Below are 22,495 nucleotides of genomic sequence, written 5' to 3' on the forward strand. Positions count from 1 at the left end.
CATATACAGACCTGTCCGTGAACCCGCGGCAAGACGAGGAAGTCTCGATGAAATTGACCGGCAGCCCTTTGTTGCTTGCGACCTGTCTTGTGGTCGCAAACACCGCATCCGCGTTCGCTTCGGATTGGTTGCACGGCACCTATGTCAACGAAGACAAGGATCAGTTCATACACGAGGTGCTGTTCTGCGAGGACGGAAAGGCTCTGGCGCGCATCGAACGAAGAACGTATGCGATCAATGTGCGGGACGGAAAAAGATACGTGGAATTCTACTGGAACGGCGCGTTTTCGTTCGAGGTGAGCAAGGACGAGCAAAAGCTGCTGCCGGCCGACGATTTCACCAGGGAATGGTTCACCGCGACGGCACTGACAAGAGATCCGGCCCGTACCGAGACCTGCGACTGGTAGGTCCGTCGGCCCCGTCTCTCCCGGCCAAACTGTCTTTTCGCTTCGTTGAGGAACGCGTCCGAACGCCTGCGACGCGGATGACAAAAAACTGTGCAAAACGCATTCCCCGCAAGGTTCGCGGCAGGGCTACCCCATTTTCTCCTCGAACGGTCTGATATTTGACCATTTGTTCAAAACGAGGAAGATGGAATGAAAATGTCCCGTCGTTCAGTGATTTTCGCAGTCGCCTTCCTGGCCGCAGGCTCGGCATCCGCAGATGAGTGGTTGCAGGGGACATATATCAACGACGATCCCGATGGCATGATGAGCGAAGCGATCTTCTGCGATGCCGGCAAGGCCTATGTCGGCGGCATGGCGCGGCGGACCTATACGGTGGAGATGCGGGACGGAAAGAAGTTCGTGGTGTTGAACTCCAACGGCAAGTTCACGTTCTCGGTGTCCGACGACAGTGAAAAGCTGCTGCCCGCCGACGATTTCACGAAGGAATGGTTCACCAAGACCAGCCTGACGAAGGATCCCAAGCGCAAGGACACCTGCAACTGGTAAGTCGCTTCGCCGCGACGCAAGGCGAAAAAAATCAGGGCGGCACCGCGAGGCGCCGCCCTTTTTTGTTGTGCTGGTTGTCGACCGTTCAGTGGCGGGTGCCGCGATAGTGCGCAAGCACGGCCAGGCGGACAGCGGAGGCGAGCGCCGCATCCGATGCCCGGTTGTCGTCGATCTGGGCGATCGTTGCCGCAAGCGAGAGCGAGCGGTCGCGGGCGATCTCCTCCAGCGCGTCCCAGAACTCAGGCTCGAGCGCCAGGCTCGTGCGGTGACCATGAAGGGTGAGTGAACGTTTGTGCAATCTCATGCGCCGTCGTCATCGCGGCTGGGGGTCTCCAGCCGGTGTCCCTCAAGCGATCGGGTGGCCTTTTCGGTCTCGGCTTGCGCCTTGTCCTTCTCGAACCTGGTCTTGCCGAAGCGAATCCGGTTCTCGGCCGCCGCGGTTTCCTTTTCGGCACGACGCCGGGCCTTGCGCGCCTGCCGCAAATTGATGATGTCGGCTGTCATGACTGTCTCCGACGCGAAGCCCCCGCCCCAATGCGTTCAAGCAACCGGGATGCCTCGCGGTCCTTCCCAGATGCAGCCCACTACCGCAACGCGGGTGAGCCGACAAAGTTGCGTTGCCAATTGCACTTTTTGTGTGGCGACGCGGTTATTTCGGTCCGAGCATGTTCTCCGGCCGCACGATCGCGTCGAATTCCTCACCCGTGACAAAGCCCAGCCGCAGCGCTTCCTCGCGCAGCGTCGTGCCATTGGCGTGCGCGGTCTTGGCGACCTTGGCGGCCTTGTCGTAGCCGATCTTCGGCGCAAGCGCGGTTACCAGCATCAGAGAGCGCTGCATCTGTTCGGCGATGCGGGTCTCGTTCGCCTCGATGCCGTCTACGCAGCGTTCGGCAAACGAGACGGCCGCATCGGCCAGCAGGCGTACCGACTGAAGCAGCGTCGCCGCCATGACGGGCTTGTAGACGTTGAGCTCGAAATGGCCCTGCGAGCCGGCAAACGCCATCGTTGCCTGGTTGCCGACGACGCGCGTGCAGACCATGGTCAGCGCCTCCGCCTGGGTCGGATTGACCTTGCCCGGCATGATCGAGGAGCCCGGCTCGTTCTCCGGAAGGCTCAGCTCGCCGAGGCCCGAACGCGGGCCGGAGCCTAGAAACCGGATATCGTTGGCGATCTTGAACAGCGCCACCGCAGCCGTCTCGATCGCGCCGTGGGCCCAGACCATCGCATCGTGGGCGGCGAGCGCCTCAAACTTGTTGGGCGCGGTGCGGAAGGGCAGGCCGGTGAGCCTTGCGACCTCCGCCGCGAAGCTTTCCGCAAAGCCTTTCGCCGCGTTGAGGCCGGTGCCGACCGCCGTGCCGCCCTGGGCGAGATCCAGCAGGCCGTCGGCCGACTGTTCGATGCGCGAGATGGCGGACGCGACCTGGGCCGCGTAGCCGGAGAATTCCTGACCTAGCGTCAGAGGCGTCGCGTCCTGGGTGTGGGTGCGGCCGATCTTGATGATGTCCTTGAAGGCATCGGCCTTGGCGTCGAGCGAGCCGTGCAGGCGAACGAGTGCCGGCACCAGGCGGTCTGTGATCTCGCGCGCAGCCGCGATGTGCATGGCGGTCGGGAAGGTGTCGTTGGACGACTGGCCCTTGTTGACGTGATCGTTGGGATGGACGGGCGACTTGGAACCCATTTCGCCGCCGAGAATCTCGATCGCCCGGTTGGAGACGACTTCGTTTGCATTCATGTTCGACTGGGTGCCGGACCCCGTCTGCCAGATGACCAGAGGAAACTCGCCGGTGAGCTTGCCGTCGGCGACCTCTCCGGCGGCCTTGACGATGGCATCGGCGAGCTTGGCGTCGAGCAGGCCCATGTCCGCGTTCACCCTGGCGGCCGCCATCTTGACGATGCCAAGCGCCCGCACGAGCGGTTCGGGCATGCGCTCGTCACCGATCGGGAAATTCTGGATGGAGCGCTGGGTCTGCGCGCCCCAGTAGTGGTCTGCGGGAACGGAAATTTCGCCGAACGTATCGGTCTCTGTGCGACTTGCCACGGGAAGGCTCCGGACTGGAAATGAAATCGAAGGCGGGTAGCGGGGAAAATGGCACCCGGCCTGTCGACGTCAAGCCTTCCCGTGCGCGCACGGGACGATGGGGGCGTGCGCGATGCGCAGCCCCGTTTCGGCTGTCAGTTCTTCTTGCGGAAGGCGTCGAGGGAGACGACGTCGGCGCCGGTAGCGGGTTTGTCTTCGCCGGACTTGTCGCCAGCGGATTTTCCGCTTTCATCCGCGCCTTCGGCGGTGGGCGTCTCGGTGTTCAGCGTCTCGATCGTGCCCGGCGTGGTCATCTGGTCGATGTCGGAGAGCGTGCGGGCCGCATCGCCGGCGGCGACCACCTCGGCCGGCAGTTCCTCCGCCGTCTTGCCCGGCTCGAATTCCAGCGCGAACTGGACGGACGGGTCGAAGAAGCCCTTGATCGCGGCGAACGGCACCAGCAGCCGCTCGGGCACGCCGCCGAAGGACAGGCCCACCTCGAAGGTGTGATCGGTGATGGTGAGATCCCAGAACTGATGCTGGAGGACGACGGTCATTTCCTGCGGGTAGCGCTCGCGAAGGCGCTGGGAAATGCGCACGCCGGGAGCGTTCGTGTCGAAGGCAATGTAGAAATGATGCTCACCGGGAAGGCCGGTCCGGGCCACCTCGGTCAGGATCTTCTTCACTGCGCCGCGAAGGGCGTCCTGGATGATGATGTCGTAGCGGATCAGGTCTTCGGGCATGAGCTGTTCGACATTCCGTGGAACGCAGGAGCGGCCCTGCGCGCCGTATCGTTGGGGAGGCATCCGAATGGATGCGGGTTCGATTCAGACGTTTCGGATCCCGCGAACATGGACTTTCGCGATGCAAAAGGGAAGCGGTCTGCGTCACGCATGACTGCCGGCCGTTACAATCTTCCCTCCAGCTGAAAAGAAAGTGGAGGCTTCTGTTGCCAGGTGCCTCCGGACCCCGCCTGCCGGTGCTACCCGACAGGACTTTAAAGGACTACCTGCACCGCATTACGCGGCGACGGCGTTGTCCATAGCATAGTTGTCGTTGGCAACTATTGATAAGGCCCGATAACGGCGGAACCATGCCGGGCGAAAGCGCAGTCTTTACACCCTCGTCGATCCTGTTTCGCCCCCGCCGGAGACCACCGCTCGCCGTTTTCCGGCTTCAATGGTCTCTGGTGGAGGCGCCGGGTACCGCCCCCGGGTCCGATAGGTTTATTGCACTGACCGTTTATCGCCATAGCCGGGTTGCCCCGGCAGTTCGAATATAGGGAGCGGTGGCCCGGATGAAAAGAGTGTGACGGCCTTGGCCGGCTTTTCTGCTGGGGATGCGCGTCGTTTCCCGCAAAAGGCTGCAATGTTCGGGGGATCGGGTGGGCCATGCACGTACCCCACGCGCGCTCTTGTCTTGGGGAAAGCGCGGATGTTTTTCGGTTTCCCTTGCCTTGGCGCGCGCTGGCTCCGAACCTTTGCCTCCAACGAATCGGAAAGCAGTCTCCATGCAGCAATATCTGGACCTGATGCGGCGGATCCTCGATGAGGGCTCCGTGAAAACCGACCGGACGGGCACCGGCACACGGTCCGTCTTCGGGCATCAGATGCGGTTCGATCTGGCGGAAGGCTTTCCGCTGGTCACCACCAAGAAGCTGCACCTGCGCTCGATCATCCACGAGCTCCTGTGGTTCCTGAACGGCGACACCAACATCGCCTACCTGAAGGAAAACGGCGTCTCCATCTGGGACGAATGGGCGGACGAAAACGGCGATCTGGGCCCCGTCTACGGCAAGCAGTGGCGCTCGTGGCCGACGCCCGATGGCGGCTCGATCGACCAGATCGCCGAGATCGTCGCCGAAATCCGGCGCAATCCCGACAGCCGGCGCCTCGTCGTCTCGGCCTGGAACCCGGCCGACCTGCCGGCCATGGCGCTGGCACCGTGCCATTGCCTGTTCCAGTTCTATGTCGCCGACGGCAAGCTCTCCTGCCAGCTCTACCAGCGCTCCGCCGATGTGTTTCTCGGCGTGCCGTTCAACATCGCCTCCTATGCGCTGCTCACCCTGATGGTCGCGCGTGCAACGGGGCTCGAGCCCGGCGATTTCGTCCACACGCTCGGCGATGCGCATCTCTATTCTAACCATCTGGAGCAGGCCGAACTGCAGCTGTCGCGCGCGCCTCGGCCGCTGCCGAAAATGGTGCTGAACCCGGAGGTGCACGACCTGTTCGGCTTCCGGTTCGAGGATTTCCGGCTGGAAGGCTACGACCCGCATCCGCACATCAAGGCGCCGGTGGCGGTCTAGGCGGCATAATAAAACACAACAAAAGGGGGGAGTTGTCGTGGGGGAGCGTGTTCAGACCGTCATTGTCGGGGCTGGCGTCATCGGGCTTGCGATTGCGCGAGCGCTGGCGCAGGCCGGGCGAGAGGTCATCGTGCTGGAACGGCACGGGCTCATCGGATCGGAGGTTTCCTCGCGAAATTCGGAGGTGATCCACGCCGGGATCTATTATGCGACGGACTGGCTGAAGACGCGGCTTTGCGTGGCCGGCCGCAAGAAGCTCTATCCCTATCTGGAAAGCCATGGCGTTGCCCACAGGAAGATCGGCAAGCTGATCGTCGCCTGCGACCAAGAGCAGCTCGCCAAGCTTTCCGGCATCATGGAGGGCGCGCGGGTCAACGGCGTCGACGACCTGCGGCTTGTCTCGGCCGAAGAGGTGCACGAGATGGAGCCCCATCTGGCCTGCACAGGCGCGATCCTCTCTCCCTCCACCGGCATCGTCGATGCGCATGGGCTGATGCTGGCCCTGCGCGGCGATGCGGAGGCCGCGGGCGCGATGATCGCCTTCAACGCGCCGCTTGAAGGCGGGCGGATCCTCGATGACGGCATCGCGCTGGATGTGGGCGGCGAGACGCCGATGAGCCTGGTTGCCGATGAGGTCGTGATCGCGGCCGGGCTCGGCGCGCAGGATGCGGCGGCCGCGATCGAGGGCTATCCGGCCGAGGCCGTTCCGCCGATCCATCGCATCAAGGGCAACTATTTCGCGCTGAGCGGCAAGTCTCCTTTCGAGCGCCTGATCTACCCGGTTCCGGTGCATGGCGGACTGGGCATTCACGCCACGCTGGATCTTTCCGGCCGCGTCAAGTTCGGTCCGGACGTGGATTGGGACGCCGAGCCCGCCTACGACGTCGATCCCGCGCGCGGCGAGGTCTTCTACGAGGCGGTGCGCAGCTATTGGCCCGGACTGCCCGACGGCGCGCTGGCGCCCGACTATGCGGGCGTGCGGCCGAAACTCACGGCGCGCGGCGAGCCTGCGCGCGATTTCGTCATAGAAGGCCCGGAGACCCACGGCGTTGCCGGTCTCGTCGGGCTTTTCGGCATCGAATCGCCGGGATTGACGTCGTCGCTCGCGGTGGCCGACCATGTCGCGGCCCTGCTTGGATACGGAAAGGCCCAATGAGCGCAAAGATCTGCCTTATCGCGGCGGTGGCGGAGAACGGCGTCATCGGCCGGGACAACGACATGCCGTGGAAACTGTCCTCCGACCTCAAGCGGTTCAAGGCGCTGACGCTGGGAAAGCCCGTGGTGATGGGGCGCAAGACGTTCGAATCGATCGGCAGGCCGCTGCCCGGCCGGCCCAATATCGTCGTCACGCGCAATCCGGATTTCTCAGCCGAAGGGATTGAGGTCGTATCCTCGCTCGACGCGGCGCTCGATCTGGCGAAACGGCTCGCCGCTGAGGAGGAGGTCGATGAGGCGATGGTGATCGGCGGCGGGGCGCTCTACGCGGATGCGATCGCGCATGCGGACCGGCTCTATATCACCCGCGTGCATGCCGCGCCCGAAGGCGATACGCGCTTTCCCGAAATCGACCCCGCGATATGGATGGAAAGCGCGCGGGAGACCTGCGTTCGCGGGGAGCGGGACAGCGCGGACATGACGTTCCTGACCTACTGCCGGGCGGGCTAGGCCCTCAGAGGCGCGCAAGGATGCGCACGCCCCTGTGCGACACAGGCGTTTCCTGTGGCCCGGGCAGTTGAATTCGTGCGGTAAAACCCCACTTGCACGGGAGCCTTCGCCAACCCGATTTCAAGGCGGAGGACTGCGGGGAACTCCGGGTGTGCGTTCGTTGAAAGGTGCGGCTATCTCGCCTATAACCGCGGCCACGGAGTTTTTGACACTATGGACACGGTTCCGGCCACTCGCGGGGTGCATCGTGAGGAGCGGTGAGGACCGGCGACAAAGGATGTCTTGATGCCTTGGAGTAACCAGAGCGGGGGCGGCGGCTGGAAAGGCGGCAGCGGCGGGCCCTGGGGGAACGGCGGCGGCGGAAACCAGGGTGGCCCTTGGGGCGGTGGTCCGCAGCGTGGCGGTGGCGGCGGCGGAAATCCGCCGGATCTTGAGGAACTCCTCAAGCGCAGCCAGGATCGCCTGCGCACCGTGCTTCCCGGTGGCGGCGGCAACCTCGGCGCCAAGGGCATTCTTCTGGCGGTGATCATCGCGGTGGCGGTGTGGCTTCTCACCGGCTTCTATCGTGTGGAGCAGGACGAACTCGGCGTGGAACTGGTTTTCGGCCAGGTCACCGCGCGCACGCAGCCGGGCCTGAACTACAACTGGCCCTATCCGATCGGAACGGTCTACACGCCTGCCGTGACGCGTCTGCGCGAAACCAACGTCGGCACGCAGGAATACGTCACCTCGCGCGGCGTTTCCTCCAACGACGTGCCGCAGGAAAGCATGATGCTCACGGGCGACGAGAACATCGTCGACGTGAACTACAAGGTGCAGTGGCGCATCAAGGACGCGGTCGCCTACCTCTTCAACATCGAGGATCCGGAAGGCACGGTGAAGGCGGTGGCGGAAAGCGCCATGCGCGAGGCCGTCGGTGCGGGCAAGATCGATGATATCCTGACCGAGAACCGCGCGCCGATCCAGCAGGCGGTGCTGAAGCTGATGCAGCAGACGCTGGACAGCTACAAGGCCGGCATCGACGTCACCAACGTGCAGATGCAGAAGGTCGATCCGCCGACCCAGGTCATCGACGCGTTCCGCGACGTTCAGGCCGCGCGCGCCGACCAGGAGCGCATCCAGAACGAGGCCCAGGCCTACGCCAACAAGGTGGTGCCGGAAGCGCGAGGCGAGGCGGCGCAGGTGCTGGAAAAGGCCAACGGCTATCGTGACCAGACGATCGCGGAGGCCGAAGGTCAGGCCAACCGCTTCCTCAAGGTCTACGAGCAGTACGAGAAGGCCCCGGACGTGACGCGCGAGCGCATCTATCTGGAGACGATCGAAAAGGTGTTCCGCGACACCGACAAGATCATCGTCGACGACAAGAATGGCAGCGGCGTCGTGCCCTATCTGCCGCTTGACAAGCTCGGCCGGACGGGCCGCAGTACCACCGGAAGCGCCTCTGGTGCGGGAGGCAACTGATGAAAAACGGTCTTTTCGGTTTCGTCGCCATCGTTCTCGTGGTGCTGGCGGTTCTCGCCTACCTGTCGTTCTTCGTCGTCAATCCGACGCAGCAGGCGCTGGTCCTGCAGTTCGGTGAGATCCGGCGCACGGCCAAAGAGCCCGGGCTCTATGTGAAGATCCCGTTCATCCAGAACGTCGTGTTCCTCGACAACCGCGTTCTCGATCTGAACATGGAGCCCAAGGAAGTGATCGCGGCGGACAAGAAGCGTCTCGTCGTCGACGCCTTCGCCCGCTACCGCATCCAGAACCCGGTGCTGTTCTTCCAGACGGTGAACAACGTTCGCGAAGCGGACCTGCGCCTTTCCACGTTCCTCGACGCTTCGCTACGTTCGGAACTGGGCCGTTCGTCGTTCACCGACGTGGTGCGCGACCGTCGCGCGGCGCTGATGGAAGCGATCCGCAAGGATATCGACCGCCGTGCGGCCGAGATCGGCGTCAATGTCGTCGACGTGAAGATCCGCCGTGCCGATCTTCCGGACGCCAACAGCCAGGCGGTGTTCCGCCGGATGCAGACGGAACGTCAGCGCGAGGCGACCGAAATCCGCGCCCAGGGTGAGGAACAGTCGCGGCGCATCAAGTCGCGCGCCGACCGCGATGCCACGGTCATCGTGGCCGAGGCCAAGCGCGATGCGGAAAAGATTCGCGGTGACGGCGATGCGGAACGTAACCGCATCTTCGCCGAGGCCTATTCCAAGGATCCGGAGTTCTTCGCCTTCTACCGCTCCATGCAGGCCTATCTGACGGGCATGAGTTCGAGCGACACGCGGATGGTGATCTCGCCGGACTCGGACTTCTTCCGCTTCTTCCTCGGGCCGCAGGGCCCGGGCGGCAAGGCGTCCGGCGCGGGAGCGGCGAAAGTCGCACCGTCCATGCCGTCGTCTTCCGCCGGCACGCAATAGTCGGCGGCGGATGCACGACTTCATAACGGCGATCGGGCTGGTGCTTGCCATCGAGGGCACCCTCTATGCGCTCCTGCCCGGCGCCCTGAAGCGAATGATGGCTCAGGCGCAGGGGGCGCCTGACCAGGTTCTGCGGCTCGCCGGTCTCGGCGCGCTTGCCGCGGGCGTCTTCATTGTCTGGCTCGTGCGTGGCTGAAGGGTTGCGCGCGGGTGGGACGCGCCCGGAGACGCTGACGCAGGTTTGATCGGGCGTGCGGGCCGGGGTCGATTTTCGGCCTTATTTCGGGTTTGATTGCGCTGCACGTTATGCTGCCGTCGGTCGATTTCCGATGGCCGATTTCCGATTGCCGGATTTCGGGCAATGGGCCGATGACGAGGATTGCTCCGGGACAAGAGACCCGGTCACGACAACAGATGCCCTCACCGGCACGACACCTTCAGTGGATAGGAGACTGGCCTATGGCCTTGAACGTCCGCACCGGATTCATGCTCCGCAACTCGCGCGCAGCGGTTCTGGCGCTTGCCATGGGGGCGAGCCTGGCAGCCGGTGCTCATGCCCAGGATGCCACGAAGGCGCCCGTGAGCGCGCCCACCTACGGGCCAGCCTCCGTCGCCGATCTGGCCGAGAACCTGCTCGATGCGGTGGTCAACATCTCCACCACGCAGACGGTGGCAGCCCGACGTTCGGTGCCGATGCCGCAGCTGCCCGAAGGCTCGCCCTTCCAGGAGTTCTTCGACGAGTTCTTCAACCGTCAGAACAAGGACCAGGACCAGCCGCGCCGTGTGCAATCTCTCGGGTCCGGCTTCGTGATCGACGGCAAGAAGGGCATCATCATCACGAACAACCACGTGATCGAGGGCGCCGACGAGATCACCGCCAATTTCAACGACGGAACGAAGCTCACCACGACGCTGATCGGCAGCGACAAGAAGACCGATCTGGCCGTTTTGAAGGTTGAGCCGGAAAAGGAACTGAAGTCGGTATCCTTCGGCGATTCCGACAAGTCGCGCGTGGGCGACTGGGTGATGGCCATCGGCAATCCGTTCGGCCTTGGCGGAACGGTGACCGTCGGCATCGTGTCGGCGCGCAACCGCGACATCAATTCCGGACCCTATGACAACTTCATCCAGACGGATGCGGCGATCAACCGGGGCAACTCCGGCGGCCCGCTGTTCGACATGCATGGCAACGTGATCGGCATCAACACCGCAATCATCTCGCCGTCGGGCGGCTCCATCGGCATCGGCTTCGCCATTCCCTCCGACACGGCCCAGCACGTCATCGAACAGCTGCAGGAATATGGCGAGACCCGGCGCGGCTGGCTCGGCGTGCGCATCCAGCAGGTGACGGACGAGATCGCCGAGAGCCTCGGCATGGACCGGGCGCACGGCGCACTCGTCGCCGGGGTCGACGATGCGGGCCCCGCGGGCGAGGCCGGCATCGAGCCGGGCGATGTCATCATCACTTTCGACGGCAAGGACGTGCCTGAGATGCGCGAGCTGCCGCGCATCGTCGCCGATACCAAGATCGGCAAGGAAGTCGATGTCGTCCTGCTGCGCAAGGGCGAGGAAAAGGACGTCAAGGTGAAGGTCGGCCTGCTGAAGGAAAGCGACGAGGAGGCGGCTTCGGGCGACGAGGGAGCCGAGCAGGGCGACGTGGCGCCGAAGATGACCAGCGTGCTCGGCATGCAGCTCGCCGCTCTCGATGATGCCGCACGCGAGAAATACAAGATCGGCGCCGACGTGAAGGGCGTGCTGGTCGACGGCGTGGAAAGCGGCAGCGCGGCCGAGGAAAAGCGCGTGGTTGCCGGCGACGTGATCATGGAGGTCGCGCAGGAGCCGGTGGCATCGCCGGAAGACGTGGCCGCCCAGATTGCCAAGCTGAAGAAGGAGGGTCGCCGCACGGCGCTGCTGCTGCTCTCCAATCCCAACGGCGAGCTTCGCTTCGTCGCCGTGCGGGTGGAGGCGAAATAGCCTCTGGCCTGTTTCGACGGCGTCAGTAATCGTCGCGTTGTGAAAATCACGAGACAGGGCCGGATCCGGGAAACCGGGTCCGGCCCTTTGTGTTTCGCCGGTGGAAGGAGAGTATTTCGGCAGGTCGATGGATATTCGATTGCGAGAACCGCGAGGTGGGAGCGGTTCCGGGGCAAGCGGCGCGTCACGCCTCCGCGAAGTCTTCGGCCCGGTATCCTTGCAGGTACAGGAGCGCAGTAAGGTCGCCGTGGTCGATGCGGGCGGCGGCCTCGGCGGCAACCGCCGGCTTGGCGTGGTAGGCGACGCCGAGGCCGGCTTGCCTGATCATGGCGAGATCGTTCGCACCGTCGCCCACCGCCATCGTCGCCGACGGATCTAGCCCCAACTCCGCGGTGAGCCGCTTCAGGTGCGCGAGCTTGGCATCCTGGCCGAGGATCGGCTCACGCACGGTGCCCGCCAGCGTGTCTCCGTCGGCCTCCAGCGTGTTGGCGTGGTTCTCGTCGAAGCCGATCATCGCGGCGATGGCGTTGGTGAAATGGGTGAAGCCGCCGGAAACCAGCGCGCAGCGCGCGCCATGGGCCTTCATGGTCATGACCAGCGTGCGACCGCCGGGCGTCAACGTGATGCGTTCGTCGATGACGCGCCGGATGGCGGCGACCGGAAGGCCCCTGAGCGCCGATACCCTCTCCCTGAGCGCCGGCTCGAAAGCGATCTCGCCGCGCATGGCGCGCTCTGTAATGGCGGCGATGCGATCCTTGAGGCCAACTTCGGCGGCCAGTTCGTCGATGCACTCCTGCCCGATCATGGTGGAATCCATGTCCGCCAGCAGCAGCCGCTTGCGCCGGCCTTCCGCCTTCTGCACAAAGACATCGACCGGCAGGCTCGTCAGTTCATCGCGCAAGGTGGCTACGAAGCCGCCGTGGTCGGTGATGGAGCCGGCTTCGAAGGGGAGATCCGCCGCGACGCCGGGCTTCAGCGTCCGGGCCTCGCCGACACCGGGCATCAGGCGCGACAGGCGTTGCAGCAGCGCGCCGTCGACGGCCGGTTCCGCAGGATTGGAAATGAGCGTTGCGACGTGTGACATGAATGATCCGGTTGCGCAGGGGGCCTTCGGGCGTGCCGTCCTGATAGCTGGCCCGACGGCAAGCGGCAAGTCGGCTCTGGCCCTGAAAATCGCGAAGGCCTCCGGCGCGGCCATCGTCAATGCCGACAGCATGCAGGTCTACCGCGACCTGCGCGTTCTTTCCGCGCGCCCGAGCGCGGAGGAGGAGGCCGAGGCCGAGCATCGCCTCTATGGGCATGTCGGGGCTGAGGAGCCCTATTCGGTGGGGCGCTGGCGCGATGAGGTGGCCGGCGTTCTGGCGGAGCTTTCCGCGCGCGGGGTGCCTGCGGTGATCGTCGGCGGGACGGGGCTCTACTTCAAGGCGCTGAGCGAAGGGCTGTCGCCGGTGCCGCCGGTCGACGAGGAGGTCAGGGCGCATTGGCGGGCCGAGGCTGCGCGCATGCCGTCGGAAGATCTTCACGCGATGCTCGCGGCCCGCGATCCCGCCATGGCGGCGGCGCTGAGGCCGAGCGATGCGCAGCGCGTTCTCAGGGCGCTGGAAGTCATCGGTTCGACCGGGCGCTCGCTTTCGCAGTGGCAGGCGGCGGCGGGCAGACCGCTGGTCGGGCCGCAGGCCATCCGGCTCGTCATCGCGCCCGATCGCGCCTGGCTTCATGCCCGCATCAATGCCCGCTTCGAGACGATGGTCGCCGAGGGCGGACTGGACGAGGCGCGCGCGCTCGTGGCGCGCGGGCTCGATCCCGCCATGCCGGCCTTGAAGGCGATCGGCGTGCGTCCGCTGGCCGAAGCGGCATCGGGTGCGCGCGATCTCTCCGAGGCGATCGAGCGGGCGAAGACCGACACGCGGCGCTACGCCAAGCGGCAGGAGACGTGGTTTCGCAACCAGATGGGCGACTGGTCGCGCGTCTCACCCGACGAGATCGACGAGACGGCCGCACGCGTCGCGCGGGAGCTGGAGGCTCTGACGTGAGCCTGCCGGCCGCACTTGGATGCGTGATCGAGGGCGTGTCCTGGGTTTCGGAGAAGACCGTTGGCAGGTTACCGGAGGCGCCGGGTTCCTATGTCCTGTTGATCCGCCTGTCGCGAAAGCGCGCGCTCGACATGCCCCGCCTCGGGTATCCGGTGCTCCTTCGCGGCTGGTATGCCTATTGCGGCAGCGCGCATGGTCCGGGCGGCATCCGGGCGCGTGTCTCCCGGCACATGCGGCGGGAGAAGGTGCTGCGCTGGCACGTCGACCGGCTGACGGTCGCGGCCGGCGAAGTGCGCGCGGCGGCGTTCACGGATCGCGGCGAATGCGATCTGGTCGCGACGCTCATGCAGGCTGGCTTCACGGTTCCTGTGCCCGGCTTCGGCAGCACCGACTGCCGCGTGTGCCCGGCGCATCTGCTGCGCTGGCCGGGTGCGAGCGCCTCGCGCGCCGGTGCCGACATCACCTGAGAAGCGGCAGGCGTCCGAAGCGGCGGTCCACCGCCTTGCGCGGTCCGGCGAAGAGCAGCGCCTGCGGCACGTGATCGGCCAGCGGCTTTTCGGCGATGCGCATCGTGTAGTCGTCGTAGTTGCGGGCCTCGAAGGCGGAGCGCATGTAGGCGATGCGAAGCGGCAGGTCGGCTCCGTCCTCGAAGAGTTGCGGCAGATCTTCGGCCGGTGCGGCGAGGATCGGCACGGCAACGGTCGTGATCCCTTCCAGCGTGATCCCGTCGGCGGTCGGCGTTGCGTCGCCCACGAGGTCCGGCTGAAGCTTTCCAAGGCTCATCGCCAGAACGGCGGCGAAATTGGCCTGCAGTCCTTTCGGCAGTTCTTGCGAGAGGATGATGACGGGTTTGGTCGGCATGTTCGCTTCCTTCGTGAGGGAAGGGGGCTCATGCCATGGGGCAGGCCGGAAGGATTGGACGAAATTGACCTGTCAGTGCCGGATCAGAACACCCGGTGAGACGCCGTAGTGGCGTCGGAACTGCCGGATCATGTGGGCCTGGTCGCAGAAGCCGGCGGCGAGTGCGGCTTCCGCGGCCGGAACGTTGTCCAGCATCAGGTCACGGGCAAGCCGGATGCGGCGTTGCACGACATAGCCGTGCGGCGTCATGCCGGTGGCGCGGGCAAAGCTGCGGATGAGGTAGGACGGCGTGAAGCCGGTTTCGCGCGCCAGGTCCTCAAGGTTCAGCCGCTCTCCTGCCGTCACGCCGGCCTCTATTCTTTCGCGCAGGGCGCGAACCATGCCGGGCTCGCGTCCGGGGCGGCGCAACGGGGCGCCCGCATAGCAGGCGAAGGTGCGCGCCAGCACATCGTGCATCGCCTCTTCAACGGCCAGTTGCCAGTCCGGTCCGCGCGCCGCGTTCAGCCGGTCGGCAAGGAGCTGCAGGCTGCGCGCCACCTTCAGGTCGCGATCGCGCGGCGCCACGTCGCGAAAACCGGTCAGGTTGCGCAGGCCGAGCGAGGCGCGCACGGCCTCCTCCGTGGCATAGACCATGTTGTAGCGCACCCGGTCGGCCACGGCGCGGCCCGTGTGGGCTTCGTCGGGGTTCAGAAGCGACAGGGAGCCAGCCGGCAGGACCACGCTTTCACCGCGACAGTCATAGCCTCCCGCCCCCTCGGCGATGGCGCCGATGGCGAAGCCCTCGTGGCTGTGCCGGCCGAAGGTCTGCGTGCTGAACGAGGCCTCGAAGACCTCGATGCCGTGATGCCAGCCAAGATGATGGTAGCGGTTGTGCTGCATGGCGAGACCAAAGCGTCCTTGCCGGGGGCGTGAGGTTCAGGCGTCTTCGCCTGGCGCCTGCGTGCCGAAGACCCGGTCGATATCGGCCGCGCCCATCACCCGCCATTCTCCGGGGCCAAGATCCTCCGGCAGGTCGAGCCCACCGATGCGGTCGCGGTGAAGCGCCTCCACGTGGTTGCCGAGCGCCGCGAACATGCGGCGGACCTGATGGTAGCGCCCTTCCGTGATGGTGAGGCGGGCCTCCGTTTCCGACACGACGTCCAGCATTGCCGGTGCCAGCGGCTTGTCCTCGCCCTCCAGCATCAATGTGCCGGACGCAAAGACCTTTGCTTCGTCGCCGCGCAAGGGGCGGGCGAGCGTCGCCACGTAGCGCTTGGCCACGTGGTTCTTCGGCGAGATGATGCGGTGGAGGAGCGTGCCGTCGTCGGTCAGGAGCAGCAGGCCCGAGGTCTCCTTGTCGAGCCGGCCGACGGTGGAGAGCGCCGGATCGCGCCGCCGCCAGCGTTCGGGCAGCAGCGAATAGACGAGCGGACCCGCTTCCTTGTGGGAACAGGTGACGCCCTCGGGCTTGTGGAGCATCAGGCACATACCCGGCAACGGATCGAGCGGCTCGCCGTCGATCTCCATGCGGGCGGGCAGGTCCACATCGAGCGCGATGCGATCGTCCGCCTTTCTGAGTTCCGACCCGTCGAAAACGATGCGGCCGGAGCGCGCAAGGATCTGGATCTCGCGACGCGAGCCGTAGCCCATGTTTGCGAGAAGCTTGTCGAGACGGACGGCCTTGGTCATTTGCGGGCCTCGAAGAGCTTGAAGCCGGCGACCTCGCCGCGCGTCTCCACGCGGGCAAAAACCTCGCGCAAGGGGGCCTCGTAGGGCAGGTGGCGATTGGCGGTCAGCCACAGCACGCCGCCCTTGCGAAGCGCGCCGGCGGCGCGGCGGATGAAGGTCTGGCCGAGCGTGCGGTTCTCAAGGCCTGCCTCGTGGAAGGGCGGGTTCATCACCACAAAATCGAGATCGCCGGCAATCGATGCCGTGCGCACGTCCGCCCAATGAAAGTGCGCGCGCGGATCGTTGACATTGCGGCGCGCGGCTTCCACGGCGCGGTGGTCGAGATCGTAGAGATCGAGGCTCGTGACCGAGGGCGAGCCGAGCACGCGGGCTGACAGGATCCCGAGCCCGGCACCGAAATCGGCCCCCTTGCCGGAAAGCGGTGGCAATACGTCCACAAGCGCCGCGCTGCCGGGATCGAGCCGGTTCCACGAGAAGATGCCCGGCTGGGTCCACAGACCGAGGGTCTCGTCGAAGCGCGGGGCGCCGCGGGTGATGGCCTCATCGAGGTTGTGAAGCTCGGCCGGCCGTTCGCCGGTGCAGATGCGGTGATGATGTTTGGAGGTCTGTTCGGCATCGAGGCCGAAGGCGGCAAGTTCCTTGGCAAGCCGGCTGCCGCCCTTGTCCTTCGGTGCGAGGATGGTGAAGGGCGCGCCGGGTTTCAGCGCGCGCAAGCCATGCGCCATGGCGAAGGCGCGTTCGTCCGTGCCCGGAGGCGCCAGCATGATCAGTTCATCGAGCGCGGCATCGGCCAGCGTCTCTATTGCCTGCGCATCCGGCACGAGCGGCGAGAGCTGGAGGGCGTCTGCCGGGATATCGACAAGGTCGCGCGACGGTGCGCCATAAAGGCCAGTGGTCATGGGATGTCCGTGGATCGTTTGCTGGCGTGGGAATAGCAGGGGGAAGAGGCAGGGGGAAGAGCGGTGGATGAGGGGAGAAAGAATGCGGAGCGGCTTCGCCGCGCTTGCCCACGCTGGTTTCCGGGTCTGGCCATGCAGCTTCGCTGCAGACCGCCCGGAATGACGGTGTGTGTGGCGGGCTTGAAGCCAAACTCACCCTCCCTCATTCCGGACAAGCGAGGCGAAGCCGAGCGCTGATCCGAAATCCAGCGTGGGCAAGCGCGGCAAAGCCGCTCCGTCTCCCTTTTCTTCCAGCCAACCAACGCCCAACAAAAAAGGGCCGGCGCATCGGCCGGCCCTTTCGATCTTGCTGCCGTTCCCGCTCAGCTCGCCTTCAGCGCTCCCCCTTGCGGGTTGGAGGACTTCATGCGCTGCGCCAGCCGGTTCATGGCCGAGACATAGGCGCGGGCGGAGGCGACGAGCGTGTCGGTATCCGCGCCCTTGCCGGTGGCGATGCGGCCGCCGGCCTCCAGACGGACGGAAACCTCGGCCTGGGCGTCGGTGCCCTCGGTCACCGCGTTCACCTGATAGAGCGCCAGATGCGCATCGTGCGGCACCACCGTGCGGATGGCCTTGAAGGTCGCATCCACTGGACCGTCGCCGTTGGCCTCCTTGGTGATGTGCTGGCCGTCGACTTCCATCGTGATGATCGCCTTCTGCGGACCGCCGGTGCCGGCAATGACCGTCAGGGCGATGACCTTGGCCATCTCGTCGCCGCGCGTGGAGATCTCGTCTTCCACCAGCGCCTCGATATCCTCGTCGTAGACGTTCTTCTTGCGGTCGGCCAGATCCTTGAAGCGGCGGAAGGCGTCGGCAAAGGCGTTGTCGCCCAGCTCGAAGCCCAGATCCGACAGCTTCTCGCGGAAGGCGTGGCGGCCGGAATGCTTGCCCATCACCAGCGAGGTCGCCTTCACGCCGACGTCCTCGGGCTTCATGATCTCGTAGGTCTCGGCGTTCTTCAGCATGCCGTCCTGGTGGATGCCGCTCTCGTGCGCAAACGCGTTCTTGCCGACGATGGCCTTGTTGTACTGCACGGGGAAGTTCGTCACCGCGGAGACCAGCTTGGAGGCGCGCATCAGGTAGTGCGGCTTGATCGAGGTGGTGTAAGGCAGCACGTCATGGCGGGTACGGATCGCCATGACGATCTCCTCCAGCGCCGCGTTGCCGGCGCGCTCGCCCAGCCCGTTGATGGTGCATTCGATCTGCCGCGCGCCGCCGGCGACACCGGCCAGCGAGTTGGCGACCGCCAGGCCCAGGTCATTGTGGCAGTGGACGGAGAAGACCGCCTTGTCGGAATTGGGGACGTTGGCGCGCACGCGCTCGAACAGATCCTTGTATTCCAGCGGCGTGGTGTAGCCGACCGTGTCGGGAATGTTGATGGTGGTAGCGCCGGCCTTGATGGCGGCTTCCACGCAGCGGCACAGGAACTCGAATTCGGTGCGGGTGCCGTCCTCCGCGCTCCACTCCACGTCATCCACCCACTTGCGGGCGCGCCCGACGCTGTCGGCGACATGCTGCAGCACCGCTTCCGGCTCCATCTGCAGCTTGTACTTCATGTGGATCGGCGAGGTGGAGATGAAGGTATGGATGCGCGATTGCCGGGCCGGCTTCACCGCCTCGCCGCAGCGGTCGATATCGTTGAAGGCGGCGCGCGACAGGCCAGCGATGATGGAGTTCTTCGAACGGCGCGCGATTTCCTGCACGCTCTCGAAATCGCCGGTAGAGGCGATCGGGAAGCCGGCCTCGATGATGTCGACGCCCATCTCGTCGAGCAGTTCGGCGACCTGCAGCTTCTCCTCAAACGTCATCGAGGCGCCGGGCGATTGCTCGCCGTCGCGCAAGGTCGTGTCGAAGATCCGTACGTGCTCGGCTTCGGAAGAGACGGTGGAATTGGTGTTCGCGGCTTTGGTGTCTTCGGGGGTGCCTGCGGGGGTGCCTGCGGTCATTGCGGGGTCGTCCTTCGGTTTCCTTGCCCGGGGCCTGCTCTTGGTGAAATGGCGGCCGTTGGGGCGTCAACGTTCATTCGGGCTTGTCGCTCGATATCTGAAACTCCCCTGAGTGCCCGCCCTCAAGACAAGGGCAGTCGACGCTCAGGGGCAGATAAGGAGGAGCGCGCCGAGAAGCGAAAGGGAAAGAAGGGCAATAAGGGAGGGGGCGCCGCGCATCTGCGCGTCGATCGCAAGAGCCGTAATGTTGCGGCGGGCGATCATCGGTCCCGTCGTTCTCCGCTTTGCCGTTTCAAGGCTGCCCGAATGTCCGAGGCTGCCAGAACCATCCGTAACGGCCAGTGTGGCCACTACCGGTTATCGAAAGATTAAGAAAGGTTCTTAGGTGATCGCGCCGCCCGGCGCAAGCGTCTTTGTGGCATGCAACGGCAAAATGGCCGTGCGCAGAGCTCACACGAACAGCTCTCCGCGCGCGACGATCACCGCCTGGCCGCCGATGCGCACGGCGTCGAGTTCGCGGCTTTCCACGTCGATTTCCAGATCGATCAGCGAGGGGCGGCCCATTTCGAAACCCTGCTCGATGCGGATGAAGTGCGTACCGTCGGTCGGTTTGTCGAAGGTGCGAACGACACCGGCGAAGGCGGCCGCGGCCGAGCCCGTCGCCGGGTCCTCGGTGATGCCCATCTCGGGCGCGAACATGCGCGCGCGGAAAGTGGTGCGGTGGTTGCGGGTGTCGCGGCAATAGAGGAAGGCGGAGTTGTGATCGCCATCGCCGAAGGCGGCGACCCAGGCCGCGAGGTTGGGTCTGGCGCGTCCCAGCGCATCGAGGCCGCCGACCGGCACGAAGGCGAACGGCACGCCCGCCTCGAAAGCCGAGGGGCGGTGGTTTTCGAAACCGATGTCGGAGGTGTTGAGATTGAGCGCGGCGGCGACTTCGGCCTTGTCGCCGAGACTGATGCCATGGGGTTTGGCGATGCGCGGCGCATCGAATTCCGCAAATCCTGCGGCCTTGGGCTGGAGTTTCACGCCGCAGCGGACTGCACCGACCGTCTCCTCCAGGACCACCATGGCGTCCTGAGGCTGATCGATCTCGCCGAAGCGGTCCGTGGCGAGCAGGATGGCGGTGCCGATGGTCGGGTGGCCGGCAAAGGGCAGTTCGCGCGCCGGCGTGAAGATGCGCACCCTGGCCGAGTGTGCGGGATTGCTCGACGACAGGACGAAGACCGTCTCCGACAGGTTGAACTCGGCTGCGATCTTCTGCATCGCCGCGTCTTCCAGCCCGTCCGCATCCAGAACGACCGCAAGCGGGTTGCCCGCAAGCGCCTGGTTGGTGAACACGTCGAGGATGGCATACGGTCGCGACATCAGGCTTGTTCCCGGGTTCAGGTTGGCATTTGGGCGGCGGTCGAAGGCGGGCCCTCAACGTCTTCCAATAGCGGAAAGGCCCCCGGCCCGGCCAACAAAATATCGTCCCGGCGCTCCGCAATTCGTCAAGCCCAGGCCGTTTGCGCGTTGAAAACCCCAGGGGATCGCCGCTTCAGGGCAAGGTTTCTCTGGCGAAACCGGCCGTGGTGGTCATTCCCGCGCCCGGCGTGCGCTTTCCGTCGTTCATCGTGAACAAATCGTTAATCCGCCCGAGGCCTGTAAAACAAGCGAGGGCCGATCGAAGGCCAAGTCAGCGCACGCAAGCGGCTGGCGCGAGCTTAAGCAACTTTACATGTTTATACGTAATTATTTTCCCCGACAATTTTATCGATACAACGAAATTTACCGGACTGTCGAGGGCGCACCTATGAAGACCATTCGAGCCAAATTGAGCCTGTTGATCGTGGGGCTGGCGATACTGGCGTCAGCGGCGATCTTTGGGGTGTCGCAGTGGGTGTCGGGCCACATGGTCGAGACGGCGCTGACGCGGGAAGTCCAGGGTGCCGAGCAGCAGTTGAAGGCGGCGATCGAGTCGGAAAGCCGCCAGGCACTGATGCTTGCAAGCCTCGTCGCGGGCGAGGCCAGCGTGCAGGAGAAATTCGCTGCCGGAGACCGCGACGGCCTCGCCGCCGAATTCACGGGGGCCTTCGCCGCGCTCAAGAAGAACTTCGGCATTCGCCAGTTCCAGTTCCACCTGCCGCCCGCGACGTCGTTTCTGCGCGTGCACAAGCCGGAGAAGTCGGGCGACGATCTTTCCGGCTTCCGCAAGACGGTCGTGCAGACCAACGAAACGCAAAAGCCGGTCTGGGGACTGGAAAAGGGCGTGGCGGGGATCGGCAACCGCGGTGTGGTGCCCGTGTTCAAGGATGGCCGGCATATCGGCTCGGTGGAGTTCGGGCTCGATTTTCACGAGAATTTCGTCTCCGGCTTCACGCGCCAGACGGGCTATCGGCTGGCGGTGCTGCGCCCGGCGCAAGGCGGCTTCGACGTGATCGGCAACACCTTGCCGGAAGGGTTTTCGCCGGACCGGCTGATGACGCAGCTTGCTGGCGAAGGCAGCAGTCTGGAGAGCGGCGATTACCGGATCACCCGGGTGTCGGTGAACGACTATTCGGGCCAGCCGATCGCCGTCGCGCTTCTCGCCGTCGACCGGTCGGCCTATCGGGCGATCGCCTCGACGGCACAGGTCGTCGGCATCGCCATCGGCGTTCTGCTCCTGGCCGTGGCCGGCGGGATCCTCTATTTCGCCAATCGCTCGGTCCTGCGTCCGCTGCGCAGCGTCGCGGGCGAGATCGTCGCCCTTGCCGGCGGCGCGCGCGACATCGCGGTCACGGGAACCGAGCGTGCCGACGAGATCGGCGACATGGCCCGCGCCGTTGATATCTTCCGGGTGGGCGCCATAGAGCGGGAGCAACTGGAGGCGGAACAGGGGCGCAGCCAGAAGGCCCGCGAGGATCGCCAGCAGCGCATCGAGCAATTGATCGAGGCGTTCCGCGCCACCTCGCAGGGGCTGCTGTCCTCGGTGGAAGAGACCAATATCGGCCTGCAATCGACGGCTCGGAGCCTGGAAAGCGTCGCGGCGGCGAGTGCGGATCAGGCGCGGGGTGCTGCGGATGCCTCCGGCGAGGCGGCGTCGAACGTGCAGACCGTCGCCTCGGCGGCCGAAGAGCTGTCCTCGTCGATCTCCGAAATCTCCAATCAGGTGGTGCGGACGACGGATATCGTTGGCCAGGCGACCGGCGCGGCGCAATCGACCAACGAGAAGGTGGCAGGCCTTGCCCATTCCGCGCAGAAGATAGGCGACGTGGTGTCCCTTATCCGCGACATTGCGGAACAGACGAACCTTCTGGCACTGAACGCGACGATCGAGGCCGCGCGCGCCGGTGAGGCGGGGCGGGGGTTTGCGGTCGTCGCCGCGGAGGTGAAGGAACTCGCCACGCAGACGTCGAAGGCGACGGAGGAAATCTCCGCGCAGATCTCCTCCATCCAGGTCGCGACGGAGGAAACCGTCGGCGCGATCGGCGCGATTTCGAGCACAATGGACGAGGTCAACGGCTACACCGCCGCGATTGCGGCCGCGGTGGAGCAGCAGGGCATCGCAACGGTGGAGATCAGCCGCAACATCCAGAACGCGGCCGAACAGACCCAGTCTGTGGTGAAGAGCATCGGCTCGCTGGACGACGCGGTGAACGAGACCAACCGCTCGGCCGCATCCATGCTCACCGCCAGCGGCGATGCTGCATCGAAAGCGGAGACCTTCCGCACCGAGATCGCCCGCTTCCTGAAGGACGTCGCATCCGCCTGAGGG

Annotated in this window: 23 protein-coding genes and 1 other RNA gene; 12 read left to right on the top strand and 12 right to left on the bottom strand. The window is 65.3% G+C overall.

What is annotated here, in order from left to right:
- Positions 1–47 precede the first annotated feature (47 nt).
- Both V2L18_RS01150 and V2L18_RS01155 read left to right on the top strand, forming a co-directional pair.
- Complete coding sequence (locus V2L18_RS01150; RefSeq protein WP_336175859.1) at positions 48–407, top strand: hypothetical protein; 360 nt, start codon at positions 48–50, stop codon at positions 405–407.
- Between the two features lie 195 nt (positions 408–602).
- Complete coding sequence (locus V2L18_RS01155) at positions 603–953, top strand: hypothetical protein (RefSeq protein ID WP_336175860.1); 351 nt, start codon at positions 603–605, stop codon at positions 951–953.
- 85 nt (positions 954–1,038) lie between these two features.
- Here the strand turns inward: V2L18_RS01155 and V2L18_RS01160 are convergent, their stop codons facing one another.
- From V2L18_RS01160 to ssrA, 5 genes are all read right to left on the bottom strand, one after another.
- Positions 1,039–1,257, bottom strand: a complete 219-nt coding sequence (locus V2L18_RS01160; RefSeq protein ID WP_336175862.1) for a ribbon-helix-helix domain-containing protein — start codon at positions 1,255–1,257, stop codon at positions 1,039–1,041.
- Complete coding sequence (locus tag V2L18_RS01165; RefSeq protein WP_336175864.1) at positions 1,254–1,457, bottom strand: DUF4169 family protein; 204 nt, start codon at positions 1,455–1,457, stop codon at positions 1,254–1,256. Before V2L18_RS01165 ends, V2L18_RS01160 begins: the two co-directional genes overlap by 4 nt.
- Positions 1,458–1,602: 145 nt before the next feature.
- Positions 1,603–2,991 (bottom strand): class II fumarate hydratase, encoded by a 1,389-nt coding sequence (gene fumC / locus V2L18_RS01170; protein WP_336175865.1) that lies wholly within the window; start codon positions 2,989–2,991, stop codon positions 1,603–1,605.
- Positions 2,992–3,125: 134 nt separating this feature from the next.
- Entirely contained in the window at positions 3,126–3,713 is a 588-nt protein-coding gene (locus V2L18_RS01175; RefSeq protein WP_336175867.1) for an SspB family protein, read from the bottom strand.
- A gap of 192 nt (positions 3,714–3,905) precedes the next feature.
- Positions 3,906–4,278, bottom strand: a transfer-messenger RNA (tmRNA) gene (gene ssrA / locus V2L18_RS01180).
- Between the two features lie 202 nt (positions 4,279–4,480).
- Between ssrA and V2L18_RS01185 the strand changes: the two genes are divergently transcribed.
- The 7 genes from V2L18_RS01185 (at position 4,481) to V2L18_RS01215 (ending at position 11,316) form a co-directional block, all read left to right on the top strand.
- Positions 4,481–5,275, top strand: a complete 795-nt coding sequence (locus tag V2L18_RS01185; RefSeq protein WP_336175868.1) for a thymidylate synthase — start codon at positions 4,481–4,483, stop codon at positions 5,273–5,275.
- A gap of 37 nt (positions 5,276–5,312) precedes the next feature.
- Positions 5,313–6,431: an NAD(P)/FAD-dependent oxidoreductase gene (locus V2L18_RS01190; RefSeq protein WP_336175869.1), complete on the top strand. Its 1,119-nt coding sequence runs from the start codon at positions 5,313–5,315 to the stop codon at positions 6,429–6,431.
- Positions 6,428–6,940: a dihydrofolate reductase gene (locus V2L18_RS01195; RefSeq protein WP_336175870.1), complete on the top strand. Its 513-nt coding sequence runs from the start codon at positions 6,428–6,430 to the stop codon at positions 6,938–6,940. The genes V2L18_RS01190 and V2L18_RS01195 overlap by 4 nt, the downstream gene beginning before the upstream one ends.
- A gap of 285 nt (positions 6,941–7,225) precedes the next feature.
- The gene (gene hflK, locus V2L18_RS01200; protein WP_336175871.1) at positions 7,226–8,401 is read left to right on the top strand and encodes an FtsH protease activity modulator HflK; all 1,176 of its coding nucleotides are present in this window, start codon (positions 7,226–7,228) and stop codon (positions 8,399–8,401) included.
- A complete protein-coding gene (locus V2L18_RS01205; RefSeq protein WP_336175872.1) occupies positions 8,401–9,342 on the top strand; it encodes a protease modulator HflC in 942 nt (313 codons plus the stop codon). Before hflK ends, V2L18_RS01205 begins: the two co-directional genes overlap by 1 nt.
- 10 nt (positions 9,343–9,352) lie before the next feature.
- Complete coding sequence (locus tag V2L18_RS01210; RefSeq protein WP_336175873.1) at positions 9,353–9,538, top strand: DUF2065 domain-containing protein; 186 nt, start codon at positions 9,353–9,355, stop codon at positions 9,536–9,538.
- 263 nt (positions 9,539–9,801) lie between these two features.
- Positions 9,802–11,316, top strand: coding sequence for a DegQ family serine endoprotease (locus V2L18_RS01215; protein ID WP_336175875.1), 1,515 nt, complete (start codon positions 9,802–9,804; stop codon positions 11,314–11,316).
- A 184-nt stretch (positions 11,317–11,500) separates the two neighbouring features.
- Here the strand turns inward: V2L18_RS01215 and serB are convergent, their stop codons facing one another.
- A complete protein-coding gene (serB, locus tag V2L18_RS01220; protein ID WP_336175876.1) occupies positions 11,501–12,400 on the bottom strand; it encodes a phosphoserine phosphatase SerB in 900 nt (299 codons plus the stop codon).
- Here serB and miaA point away from each other — a divergent pair.
- Both miaA and V2L18_RS01230 read left to right on the top strand, forming a co-directional pair.
- Positions 12,399–13,349, top strand: coding sequence for a tRNA (adenosine(37)-N6)-dimethylallyltransferase MiaA (gene miaA / locus V2L18_RS01225; protein ID WP_336175877.1), 951 nt, complete (start codon positions 12,399–12,401; stop codon positions 13,347–13,349). The two genes, serB and miaA, sit on opposite strands and share 2 nt — an antisense overlap.
- A complete protein-coding gene (locus V2L18_RS01230) occupies positions 13,346–13,816 on the top strand; it encodes a GIY-YIG nuclease family protein (RefSeq protein ID WP_336175878.1) in 471 nt (156 codons plus the stop codon). The genes miaA and V2L18_RS01230 overlap by 4 nt, the downstream gene beginning before the upstream one ends.
- Here the strand turns inward: V2L18_RS01230 and V2L18_RS01235 are convergent.
- The 6 genes from V2L18_RS01235 to V2L18_RS01260 form a co-directional block, all read right to left on the bottom strand.
- Positions 13,809–14,210 carry a DUF2000 domain-containing protein gene (locus V2L18_RS01235; RefSeq protein ID WP_336175879.1) on the bottom strand — a complete coding sequence of 134 codons (402 nt, stop codon included), beginning with the start codon at positions 14,208–14,210 and terminating at the stop codon, positions 13,809–13,811. The two genes, V2L18_RS01230 and V2L18_RS01235, sit on opposite strands and share 8 nt — an antisense overlap.
- Before the next feature lie 72 nt (positions 14,211–14,282).
- The gene (locus V2L18_RS01240; protein WP_336175880.1) at positions 14,283–15,089 is read right to left on the bottom strand and encodes an AraC family transcriptional regulator; all 807 of its coding nucleotides are present in this window, start codon (positions 15,087–15,089) and stop codon (positions 14,283–14,285) included.
- 36 nt (positions 15,090–15,125) lie between these two features.
- Positions 15,126–15,878, bottom strand: a complete 753-nt coding sequence (locus tag V2L18_RS01245) for a pseudouridine synthase (protein WP_336175882.1) — start codon at positions 15,876–15,878, stop codon at positions 15,126–15,128.
- Positions 15,875–16,777 (bottom strand): class I SAM-dependent methyltransferase, encoded by a 903-nt coding sequence (locus tag V2L18_RS01250; protein ID WP_336175883.1) that lies wholly within the window; start codon positions 16,775–16,777, stop codon positions 15,875–15,877. The genes V2L18_RS01245 and V2L18_RS01250 overlap by 4 nt, the downstream gene beginning before the upstream one ends.
- Positions 16,778–17,139: 362 nt before the next feature.
- Positions 17,140–18,762 carry a 2-isopropylmalate synthase gene (locus V2L18_RS01255; RefSeq protein WP_336175884.1) on the bottom strand — a complete coding sequence of 541 codons (1,623 nt, stop codon included), beginning with the start codon at positions 18,760–18,762 and terminating at the stop codon, positions 17,140–17,142.
- Between the two features lie 450 nt (positions 18,763–19,212).
- Positions 19,213–20,127 carry a PhzF family phenazine biosynthesis protein gene (locus V2L18_RS01260; protein WP_336175885.1) on the bottom strand — a complete coding sequence of 305 codons (915 nt, stop codon included), beginning with the start codon at positions 20,125–20,127 and terminating at the stop codon, positions 19,213–19,215.
- A 427-nt stretch (positions 20,128–20,554) separates the two neighbouring features.
- Between V2L18_RS01260 and V2L18_RS01265 the strand changes: the two genes are divergently transcribed.
- Positions 20,555–22,492: a cache domain-containing protein gene (locus V2L18_RS01265; RefSeq protein WP_336175886.1), complete on the top strand. Its 1,938-nt coding sequence runs from the start codon at positions 20,555–20,557 to the stop codon at positions 22,490–22,492.
- The last annotated feature ends 3 nt before the right edge of the window (positions 22,493–22,495 follow it).

The sequence above is a fragment of the Breoghania sp. JC706 genome (assembly GCF_037026715.1).
In the GTDB taxonomy this organism is placed as follows: domain Bacteria; phylum Pseudomonadota; class Alphaproteobacteria; order Rhizobiales; family Stappiaceae; genus Breoghania.